Source organism: Xanthomarina sp. (assembly GCF_035306705.1).
In the GTDB taxonomy this organism is placed as follows: domain Bacteria; phylum Bacteroidota; class Bacteroidia; order Flavobacteriales; family Flavobacteriaceae; genus Xanthomarina.
Window position 1 is genome coordinate 1 of the sequence record NZ_DATGNO010000036.1, and the last position, 4971, is coordinate 4971.

The 4971-nt window shown below is 31.3% G+C and carries 4 protein-coding genes and 1 pseudogene; 1 reads left to right on the forward strand and 4 read right to left on the reverse strand.

The window, feature by feature from the left end:
• Positions 1 to 786: pseudogene (locus tag VKY47_RS03085) on the forward strand (hypothetical protein); the annotation flags it as partial.
• Here VKY47_RS03085 and VKY47_RS03090 read toward each other — a convergent pair.
• From VKY47_RS03090 to VKY47_RS03105, 4 genes are all read right to left on the reverse strand, one after another.
• Entirely contained in the window at positions 778 to 1557 is a 780-nt protein-coding gene (locus tag VKY47_RS03090; protein ID WP_324310265.1) for an amidohydrolase, read from the reverse strand. The pseudogene VKY47_RS03085 and the gene VKY47_RS03090 sit on opposite strands and share 9 nt — an antisense overlap.
• Positions 1558 to 2004: 447 nt before the next feature.
• Complete coding sequence (locus VKY47_RS03095; protein WP_324310267.1) at positions 2005 to 2472, reverse strand: T9SS type A sorting domain-containing protein; 468 nt, start codon at positions 2470 to 2472, stop codon at positions 2005 to 2007.
• Positions 2447 to 3514 (reverse strand): hypothetical protein, encoded by a 1068-nt coding sequence (locus tag VKY47_RS03100; RefSeq protein WP_324310268.1) that lies wholly within the window; start codon positions 3512 to 3514, stop codon positions 2447 to 2449. Before VKY47_RS03100 ends, VKY47_RS03095 begins: the two co-directional genes overlap by 26 nt.
• A 214-nt stretch (positions 3515 to 3728) precedes the next feature.
• Positions 3729 to 4253: a hypothetical protein gene (locus VKY47_RS03105; RefSeq protein WP_324310269.1), complete on the reverse strand. Its 525-nt coding sequence runs from the start codon at positions 4251 to 4253 to the stop codon at positions 3729 to 3731.
• Positions 4254 to 4971: the final 718 nt, after the last annotated feature.

A 4971-nucleotide genomic window follows, 5' to 3' on the forward strand; every position in this document is an offset into this window, starting at 1 on the left:
ATGAAAATCCAAATTCAATCGGACACACCTGAAGATTTTCGCTATCGTGTAACCAAGGATGCAAAAACAGATTCCTTGAATTATTACTACAAACCTCGTTTTAAGGAAGTCGATACGTTACTTTTTAATGTCAGCAATAAAAACTACAGTCAAGATTTTAAAGTTAAAATAAGCGAGCAAAAAAGAGATACATTACTTCTAAAAACAGTTCCAACCGGCACCATAGGCTTTGAAGAGGATTTTAATATTTCGGCCAATATTCCTTTTGAAAAAATTGTTAAAGAAAACATTAGCATTATGGACAAGGATTCTTTGAATATTACCTTTATATCAAAATTAGATTCCTTGACAAATACCTTAGCCTTAAGCTTTGAAAAAACCGAAAGCAACAGATATACCATTCGTTTACTACCAAATGCACTTACAGATTTTTTTGAAAATAAAAACGACAGTCTAAATTATACAGTTACCACCAAAAGTTTTGAAAATTATGGCAATGTACGCGTAAACTTAAAGAATGTTAGCTATCCAGTAATTGTGCAACTTACAGATGAAAAAGGACTTGTTAAAGCTGAAAAATACAGTAGCGAACCAGAACCTATAGACTTTAAATATATATCTCCTAATAAATATTATTTAAGAGTGGTACATGATACCAATAAAAATAAAAAGTTCGATTCTGGAAACTATTTAAAAAGACAACAACCTGAAAAAGTAAGCTATTTCCCAGAGCTTGTAGATGTTAGAGCTAATTGGGATCCTATTATAGATTTCACCTTACTCTAGTGAGAAAGTATCTTTATCGTTTAAAAAATTGAATGTATCTCGATTGTGCTTGATGTGAGATTTGCTTAGTGTAATAATTTCAATGGCTTCCTGATTATCTGGAATGCTGTCTAATTTTTTGCCCAAAACATCAAATACGGCAGAATGTCCATTATATTCATGATTATTTCCGTCTGTTCCCACACGATTAACACCCAAGCAATACGTCATGTTTTCAATAGCTCTTGCTTTTAACAGCGTGTCCCAAGCGGTAATTCTAACTTTTGGCCAATTGGCCACATAAATCAAGAGGTCGTAATCTTCTACATTTCTTGCCCAAACTGGAAAGCGTAAATCGTAACAAATCATCGGGCAAATTTTCCAACCTTTATAGGTTACCAATAACTTGTCTTTTCCAGCCGTATAGGCTTTGTCTTCGCCGGCAAGGGTAAACGTATGTCTTTTATCGTAGGTTTCTAAAAGGCCATTTGGATGAACAAATAACATCCTATTATAATAATACCCATTCTCTTTAATAACCACACTACCTACAAGAGCTGTCTGTTCTTTTAAAGCCAATTCCTGCATCCATACAACCGTTTCTCCAAACATGGTTTCAGCCACTTTCTCCGGATTCATGGTAAACCCAGATGTAAACATTTCAGGAAGTACCATAAGGTCTACAGCCTCTGAAATACTTTGAATTTTTTTAGTGAAATGAATTCTGTTTTGCTTCGGATTTTCCCAAAACAACTCTGTTTGAATAAGTGCTATTTTTAATTCGTTTTGCATCTATTAAAAGTACGGATTTTTAATGATAATAATAATTTGAGGGTTGAAAATATTAGCCACACCCTGTCCCGATTATCGGGAAATACACGAATAATTATGTATAACAATCCAATAATGTCCGAGAAAAGAACCAAGACCGCTACGCTATTAGAACCAAGAGCAAAGACTAAAGTCGTAAAAAATTGAAAAACATGTATTTAGCAATTTAAAATTAGCCTGAGTTATCATGTTTTGTAAGTTGGAGTAATTTAAGAAAAAACAATCGTAAACTTGTCTTATGGCGAGGAAGGTTTGTGAAAAAAAACTATATACTGAAATTCTAAATATTCTTAAAAAATTAGCCACGAATTCACGAATGTTTTTATATACTTATTTAGTATTCAGTACATATTTATTCGTGCATTCGTGGCAAAAAAATTGAGTCACTTATGGATTTTTAATTTAAAATTATTGAACGATAAGCTTTTTAGTGATTGTATTTCCATTGGATATTTTACTTTTTACAAAATAAAACCCTTTTTTAAGTTCACTAATATTGAATTCATTTTCGGTTTGAGATTTTAAATAAACACTTTCTCCATGCGAATTAAAAATTTCAACGGTTTTTATGTTTTTGTTATTTGTAGCCGTTTTACCAAAAGGATCATCATCACAAGGATCGATTGGTGGATAGATGATTCTGTTTGCAGAGTTTCCAAATTTCATAGGATTAGAGCTTAGTCTAAAATCGCCACAAGGGTCACTTTGACTTCTTACGTTTATATATTTATACTTTGTTCTGTTTCCACAAGCGTTGGTTGCTTTACAAACTACAACGGTACTTCCTGGATTTCCTATTTTTACATAAATAGACTTGTTTTGGTAACCATATTGTAGAATTTCCCAGCCATCAACATGTGTTCCCCGTAACACCATTTCCAACATCAAAGTACCAGTTGTAACTAGACGCCCCTTCTGCACCAGTAACTGAATACCATTTGTATTCCCCAACCATAGGGTTGTTGTCTCCGCTCATGGCTGGATAAGAAGGAAAGTCTGGAGCACCCACAAAAATATTGTTCTTTTCAATTATTTTTGTTTGCCCACAAACATTGGTTAAGGTTGCTGAAATTGAAACGGTTCCATTTCCTGTAGCTGTTAAAATCGCTTGATTTCCATTTGTTGAAATGCTAGCAATACTACTATCTGAAACACTCCAGGAGGCAACACTCACTCCATATGGCAAGTTGTTAATTGAATAATTAGCTGAAGAACATACTGTTTTATTTCCACTGATTACATTATCAGGATTAAACTCTATTAGTTCAACATCGGATACTAATTGAGGGTAATCTATATAATCAAGAATAGGAGTAACTTTTACATCACTAGGAGGAAAAATATTTGGAGTTAAACTTATATGATTTGATGTCGTTATAATAGTAGATGTTGGATTGCCATTATAACTCCAACCACTACCTAGATTCCATTCATATTCTAAATCTCCAGGGGAATTGTTATTGTTATATACATAAAAAGTTTTATGCGAACTGCTTCCACAAACAACTGATGTATTATTGGGTGAAATTGAAAACTTTGGTTTTGTTACATTATAAATACAAGATTGTTTATAGAAGTGATTAATACTTTCTGCATATCTAATATAAACACTACCTCCATTCGTATCCTCAAAATCACTAGAATATAATGTTATATTTAGAGGTAACTCATAATAAGCTTTTGATGCCAATTCGTCATAAACCCAATCATACTCATTGATGGGGATAGTTTGATAAATGTGTTCAGCTGATCCAGACCAGTAAGCTATTATTAACTCTCCATAAGTTAAAACTGGACCGTTATTATAAGAAACAACCTCAATTTTTGCATCAAAAGAAATATTATGACTATTAGATGAATTAAAGTTAATTGGACTACAGTTAAGGATTAAATTGTTTAAATATTCTACATTATCCATGCGAATTTCTATCTGTGAAAATGTGTTTAAAGTAATAAGTATTAACAGAGAAGTTAATATCTGTTTTAAATAAGTAATTTTATTCATAATATTGTATAGTTTTAATTAATTATTTTGACGGTAATTATTTTAACTGGAGGAGTCGCTATATTCGTGTAGCGACTTTCTCTTTTTTTATAAATTTTGTTACATATAAAGGTTATTTTATGTTTAATTATTTCTTATCTAAATAGATTTGAAACCCAATGACAGCTTTAATACCATCTGAACTTATATTATTTGATGTTTCTCCTCTTTCATATTCTACTGCAAATTCCAAACCTACAGAGCTATTAAAAAAAACTACTTGTCCTATTCTCGCTCCATAGTAATGACCATTTACATGTCCATCAGAAACAACATACGTGTAATCATAATTTATTTGAGCAAATAAATTGAACATCTTTTCAGTTTTCAAAAAATAATATCTTGAAAAGATACCGATTCCATAGGTATAATAAATACTCTGTTTTTGAAACCTCAAAGCACCCCCAAATGCGAATTTATCTTTTATAAAATATCCTATGTTTGGTCTAATTGCTATTGTCTCTAATTTTGATTTTAATCCGTCATCATTTTTAAAGGTTTGATTTATATATTCTCCACTACCTCCAACCATCCAATTCCCTTTGGTTATTTGGGCATTTGCGGTTAAAGTAAGAGCGACTAGAATAAAGAAAAATAAGGTTAATGTTTTCATAATTAATAATTTAAAAATTTTGTTTCGTGTTATTTGTTTTGTCTTGTTTTATTAATTTTAAGCATAACAAGTCATTACAAATACAAGTCAATTAAAAAATTGACCAATTTGCACCAAACTGGTTAAAGCCAAATGTTGTTGTAAAGCCAAAGGCGTAAAGCCATTGTAATACTAAAAAAAGTAAAGCCTATTTTTTTAGTGAAGCCGTCAATAAAGAAAAATAAAAAACTAGCGCTAGCTGTGTTGTACAACATGTCTTTTAGTCAACTCTTAATGGCTTTACTTTTAAGAGCCTTCTGTAAGACAAATCAAACATAAAATAAAAAAAAACTATTAAAGCAAGTTTTTTAAATAGATTTGTGCAGTTCATCGAAAAGTTCAAAAATGGTTACGGGAAAACCGTACTTTTTAATAAAAGTACCCGATTTGGAACATTTTTATTCACCTGGTTTGTGGTTATTTAGTAGAGTCATACTTGTTATAATATATAAACTTGGATGAGTTGTATTAGGGAAGATATCTTGTTTATTTATGTTTTAAACAAAGGGGACTTCAGATTGTTTCATTGGATATTCTTAAATAATTTGCCACGAATTCACGAATGTTTTTTATATACTTATTTAGTATTCAGCACCTATTTATTTGTGTGCCTACCTGACGGCAAGACAGGTTCATGAAGAAAAAACATGGAAACCTATGCCTTTCCATACTATATTTT